The sequence below is a fragment of the Thalassolituus sp. UBA6592 genome, assembly GCF_002433655.1.
Lineage (GTDB): Bacteria > Pseudomonadota > Gammaproteobacteria > Pseudomonadales > Oceanobacteraceae > Venatoribacter.
This window is the reverse complement of the sequence record NZ_DJIO01000147.1, coordinates 1-5,365: the sequence shown is the minus strand read 5'-3', so window position 1 is coordinate 5,365 and position 5,365 is coordinate 1. Positions and strand designations below refer to the sequence as shown.

The window sequence follows — 5,365 nt, the reverse complement described above, 5'->3', positions numbered from 1 at the left end:
CCGGGCGGCCGTCTGCTGGTGCTGGAATTCTCCAAGCCTACCAACCCGCTGATGAGCAAGGCTTACGATGTGTATTCCTTCTCTGCCCTGCCGATGATGGGCAAGCTGGTGACCAACGATTCTGAAAGCTACAAGTACCTGGCGGAATCCATCCGTATGCACCCGGATCAGGAAACCCTGAAATCCATGATGGAAGAAGCCGGTTTAGTACGCTGTACCTACCACAACATGACCAGCGGCGTTGTCGCTCTGCACCGCGGGATCAAACCCTGATGCAGATTCAACTGCCTGCGGAGGTGCTGCAGGCACTGTGTGTGCCGGCAGAAGCCTCGGTTAATCATGTGCTGCAATATGACCCGGCAGCGGTTAAGGCACTGGCACGTCATCAGGGGCGCCTGCTGGCTATCCGCATCATTGGCGTCAACGGCGTCAGCGATATCTTTGTGCGCATTTTTGATAACGGCATTGGTCTGTCATTGATGGGCGACAGCACAGCGGATGCCACGCTTACCGGCAGCATCCGTGATTTTCTCGCGCTGGCACGCGCCGACGATAAAGCCAACACCCTGATCAACTCCGCCATTGATATGGACGGTGACAGTGAATTTGCCATCGCTCTGACACGCATCGCACAGCAGCTGGATATTGACTGGGAAGCGCTGATTTCACCGCTCACCGGTGGTCTGCTGGCTCATCAGCTGGGCAAGGGCCTGCGCGGCCTGATGAACTGGGGTAAGAGCACCTCGGCAACGTATCGCACGGCGGTAAAAGAATATCTGGAAGACGAAGTGGAAGCCGTGACTCCGGCACCTCTGCTGCGTCAGTTTGCGGATGATGTCGACCAGCTGAAACTCGCCACCGACCGCCTCGGTGCGCGCATCGACAACCTGATCAACAGTCGTACAAAGGAACAATAACCCCGTGGCAAACCTCTGGCGTCTGTGGAAGATCCTGTTTGTTTTTACCCGTTACCGTCTCGACAGCCTGGTCCCTGTAGAACAGTTACCCATGTGGATGCGGGCGCTGTTGTTTGTCGCGCCATGGCGCTTTTTCCCGGTACCGTCACGCCTGACCCGCGGTGAACGCCTGCGTCTGGCGCTGGAAGCCCTTGGCCCGATCTTTATTAAATTCGGTCAGATCCTGTCCACCCGTCCGGATCTGGTACCGGAAGACATCGTTAAAGAACTCAAGCGTCTGCAGGACGATGTTCCGCCGTTCCCCAATGACAAAGCCCGCGCCCTGATCGAAGAACAGCTGGGCAAAACCGTGGGTGAACTGTTTGCTGAATTCAGCACCGAGCCGATGGCTTCAGCCTCGATTGCTCAGGTGCATGCTGCGCGTCTGTTTGGCGAAAACGGCCAGCCAGGCAAAGAAGTAGTGGTTAAAGTGGTGCGTCCGGGCATCGAGCACACTATTGAGCGTGACCTTAACCTGCTGGAAACCATGGCCCGCCTGCTGGTGAAATATTCCGCCGAAGGCCGCCGCCTGAAGCCGATGGAAGTGGTGGAAGACTACCGCAACACCATTCACGGCGAGCTGAATCTGCAGGTGGAAGCCTCCAACTGCACCCAGCTGCGCCGTAACTTTGAAGGCTCAGATCTGCTCTACCTGCCGGAAGTGTACTGGGAATTCACACGCACCAAAGTGATGGTGAGCGAGCGCATTTACGGTATTCCGGTGGCGGATGTTGACCAGCTTTACGCGCAGAATACCGATATGAAAGCTCTGGCTGAACGCGGTGTGGAGATCTTCTTTACCCAGGTGTTCCGCGACAGCTTCTTCCACGCCGATATGCACCCGGGCAATATTTTTGTGTCGCGCGAGAATCCACGCACGCCGCAGTACATCGCCATCGACTGTGGCATCGTCGGCAGCCTGACCGAAGAAGATCAGACCTATCTGGCGATGAACATGCTCGCCTTCTTCAATCAGGATTACCATCAGGTAGCACAGCTGCATGTGGATTCCGGCTGGGTGCCGGCCTCCACCAAAGTGCATGAGCTGGCGTCGGCCATCCGCGCCGTGCTCGAACCTATCTTCGAGAAACCGCTGGCCGAGATTTCCTTTGGTCAGGTGCTGATTCAGCTGTTCAGTACCGCGCGCCGCTTCAATATGGAAGTGCAGCCGCAGCTGGTACTGCTGCAGAAAACCCTGCTCAACATCGAAGGTTTAGGCCGCCAGCTGTATCCGGAACTGGATCTGTGGAGCACCGCCAAACCTTATCTGGAACGCTGGATGCGTCAGCGCTTTGGCCCCAAAGCCGCGCTGCGTGAATTCAAGCGCCAGCTGCCGACCTGGCTTGATAAAGGCCCGCAGATTCCGAATCTTATCCATGGCGCACTGACCCGCCTGAATCATATGGACGACACCCAGCACGCGCTGCAGCAGGAAATCATTGCCCTGCGCAACGAGATGGCTGAACAGCGCAAACAGAAACGCAGCCAGATTCAGGGCGGCGTGGCGGTGATTACCGGTCTGTTTGTCTGGTGGCAGGCGTACGCGCTGGGCATGCCGGAAAGCGTCGGCCTGGCCATCACCGCCCTTGGTGTATTGTCACTGATTCTGCGTTGAGCAATTTTTGCGCTATGCTGCCCGCTGAATACAAAGGTAAAACGTTATGAGTAACTGGCTGGACGCAGTGAAATGGGACGAGGACGGTCTGGTACCGGCCATCGCCCAGGATCACAAAACCGGGCGCATTCTGATGATGGCCTGGATGAACCGCGAAGCGCTGGAACTGACCACCGCTGAAAACCGCGCGATTTATTATTCACGCTCACGCAAAAAACTGTGGCGTAAGGGCGAAGAGTCCGGGCATGTGCAGAAATTGCACGAACTGCGCCTCGACTGTGATGCTGATGTGATCGTTATGCAGGTTGAACAGATTGGTGGCATCGCCTGTCATACCGGGCGTGAGAGCTGCTTTTACCGTGTCTGGCAGGATGGTGAATGGGTCACCACAGATGCGGTAATCAAAGACCCGAAAGAGATTTATTAATATGAGTGACGTACTGTCAAAATTAGGCGATATTCTGGAACAGCGTAAAACCGCGGAGCCGGATTCTTCTTACGTTTCCAGCCTGTATCATAAAGGCCTGAACAAGATCCTGGAGAAGGTCGGCGAAGAAGCCACCGAGACCATTCTGGCAGCCAAAGACGCAGAAACCAGCGGCGACAACAAAGACGTCGTCTATGAAACTGCCGATCTGTGGTTCCACAGTCTGGTGGCTCTGGCTAAACTCGGCGAGCGTCCGGAATCTGTAATTAACGAACTGGCACGTCGTTTCGACATGTCAGGTCTGGAAGAAAAAGCCTCACGCACGAAAAAATAACGGCGTGTGCTGTTATTGACCCCAGAGAAGTAAACGGGAACACCATGAGCGACTGCATATTCTGTAAAATCGTCGCCGGAGAACTGCCGGCCAAAGTTGTCTATGAAAACGACCAGCTGCTGGCGTTTCCGACCATCGAGCCAAAAGCCGATACGCACCTGCTGGTGATCCCGAAAAAACATACAGAAAACCTGAACACCCTCACTGCTGACGATGCTGACATGATCGCGCATCTGATGACGACACTGCCGAAGATTGCTGCCAGCGCCGGACTGACCGGTTACCGCACCATCACCAATACAGGCGCAGAGGGCGGCCAGGAAGTCTTTCATATGCACTTTCATATCCTCGGCGGCGACCAGCTGCCGGGATTTTAACGAACACTCAGAGAACACGAGGAAAACCTTATGCTCGGCGGAATCAGCGTATGGCAACTGTTAATCATTCTGGCCATCGTCATTATGATTTTTGGTACGAAAAAACTGCGCAGCCTCGGCGGCGATCTCGGCGGAGCGATTAAAAGCTTCAAAAAAGCCGTGAATGAAGACGACGCGAAAAAAGCAGACGAAGCTCCGGCTGAAAAACTGGAAGACAAATCCGGTGAACAGGCCGACGCCCAGTTCAAAACCCAGACCAAAGATCAAGATAAAGCCTGATGTTCGATATTGGTTTCCTTGAGTTGATGGTGGTAGCCATCCTCGGCCTGCTGGTACTCGGTCCGGAACGCCTGCCCAAAGCAGCGCGCACCGCGGGCCTGTTTATCGGTAAGATCCGCCGTACCATGAATAACCTCCAGGATGATCTGGAGCGTCAGGTACGCACCGAGGAACTGCGCGAAAAACTCAAAGATCCATACGCGACCTTCCTGGACGACGATACGCCGGCCAAACCTGCACACAGCCAGCCTCAGCCCAGCGCTGAGCCTGAAGCCCTGCCTGCCGGTAACAGCGGCGTCAGCGCCAGTGACGTAACAGACGGTAATGACCAGCCAACCAAAGCTTCAGCAGAAGCCAGTGACAGCCATAAGCCATCATGACAGATCAGGAACAGCCTTTAATTTCCCATTTGGTTGAACTGCGCAACCGCCTGCTGAAAGCTATACTGCTGGTGCTGGCGATTTTTCTTGGCCTGTTCTACTTCGCCAATGACCTGTACCTGATTCTGGTTAAACCGCTGTCCGTGCTGCTGCCCAATACCGGCAATATGATCGCCACCGGTGTCGCCTCGCCGTTCCTGGTGCCGTTTAAAATGACGCTGGTTATGGCGGTATTGCTGGCGGTGCCGTTTATTCTGCATCAGATCTGGGGATTTATTTCGCCGGGCCTGTATCAGCACGAAAAGAAATTCGGCATTCCGTTGCTGGTTTCCAGTGTGATTCTGTTTTACTCCGGCATTGCCTTTGCCTACTTCGTGGTACTGCCACTGGCCTTTGGCTTCTTCAGCATGGCCGGGCCGGAAGGCATTTCCTTTATGCCGGACATCAGCAATATCCTCGATTTTATCCTGAAGATATTCTTCGCTTTCGGCATCGCGTTTGAAATCCCTGTCGCCACCTTCCTGATGGTGCTCAGCGGCATCACCACCGTCGAAGCCCTGAGCAGCAAACGCCCGTACATCTTCGTCGGCTGCTTTGTGGTTGGCATGCTGGTGACACCACCAGATGTGATCTCACAGACCATTCTGGCAGTGCCTATGTACATGCTGTTTGAGCTGGGGGTGATTGCCTCGCGGCTGATTAAGAAAGAAAAAGATGACACAGAAGAGACTGCGGAAGACTGACGTTCTGCTGTAGCGGTTGTTCGCTAAAGCAGTTTAAGAGCCCGGTAAGACCGGCTGCTGTCCCACAAATTTCCATTTAAGCACTTTCGAGAATCGTCGGACTGCCACTCTCGCAGGACTGGCTACCTCATTACATTTCTTCTGGGTTCACAATGAATCTGAATTCCATGCCTCTGCATAAATTTCAGCGGTTGAGTTGCTTTGAAAAGAGGCATCGCGGACGCCTTAAATTCGCCTCTGGAGCGCCGAAATGA

Annotated in this window: 9 protein-coding genes; all 9 read left to right on the top strand. The window is 54.6% G+C overall.

What is annotated here, in order from left to right; translation table 11 throughout:
* On the top strand, positions 1–273 hold a 273-nt coding region (locus B2Z72_RS14820), incomplete at its 5' end, for a class I SAM-dependent methyltransferase (RefSeq protein WP_297005189.1).
* Entirely contained in the window at positions 273–917 is a 645-nt protein-coding gene (locus B2Z72_RS14815; protein WP_296984736.1) for a ubiquinone biosynthesis accessory factor UbiJ, read from the top strand. The genes B2Z72_RS14820 and B2Z72_RS14815, both read left to right, overlap by 1 nt.
* A gap of 4 nt (positions 918–921) precedes the next feature.
* The gene (ubiB, locus tag B2Z72_RS14810) at positions 922–2,571 is read left to right on the top strand and encodes a ubiquinone biosynthesis regulatory protein kinase UbiB (RefSeq protein ID WP_296984738.1); all 1,650 of its coding nucleotides are present in this window, start codon (positions 922–924) and stop codon (positions 2,569–2,571) included.
* Between the two features lie 46 nt (positions 2,572–2,617).
* Positions 2,618–2,998: a phosphoribosyl-AMP cyclohydrolase gene (gene hisI, locus B2Z72_RS14805; RefSeq protein ID WP_296984740.1), complete on the top strand. Its 381-nt coding sequence runs from the start codon at positions 2,618–2,620 to the stop codon at positions 2,996–2,998.
* Between the two features lies 1 nt (position 2,999).
* On the top strand, positions 3,000–3,332 hold the full coding sequence (locus tag B2Z72_RS14800) for a phosphoribosyl-ATP diphosphatase (RefSeq protein ID WP_296984743.1): 333 nt from the start codon (positions 3,000–3,002) through the stop codon (positions 3,330–3,332).
* A 44-nt stretch (positions 3,333–3,376) separates the two neighbouring features.
* Positions 3,377–3,709 carry a histidine triad nucleotide-binding protein gene (locus tag B2Z72_RS14795; protein WP_296984745.1) on the top strand — a complete coding sequence of 111 codons (333 nt, stop codon included), beginning with the start codon at positions 3,377–3,379 and terminating at the stop codon, positions 3,707–3,709.
* 30 nt (positions 3,710–3,739) lie between these two features.
* A complete protein-coding gene (gene tatA, locus B2Z72_RS14790) occupies positions 3,740–3,988 on the top strand; it encodes a twin-arginine translocase TatA/TatE family subunit (RefSeq protein WP_296984747.1) in 249 nt (82 codons plus the stop codon).
* Complete coding sequence (tatB, locus tag B2Z72_RS14785) at positions 3,988–4,368, top strand: Sec-independent protein translocase protein TatB (RefSeq protein WP_296984750.1); 381 nt, start codon at positions 3,988–3,990, stop codon at positions 4,366–4,368. Before tatA ends, tatB begins: the two co-directional genes overlap by 1 nt.
* On the top strand, positions 4,365–5,111 hold the full coding sequence (gene tatC, locus B2Z72_RS14780; protein WP_296984753.1) for a twin-arginine translocase subunit TatC: 747 nt from the start codon (positions 4,365–4,367) through the stop codon (positions 5,109–5,111). The genes tatB and tatC overlap by 4 nt, the downstream gene beginning before the upstream one ends.
* Positions 5,112–5,365 lie beyond the last annotated feature (254 nt).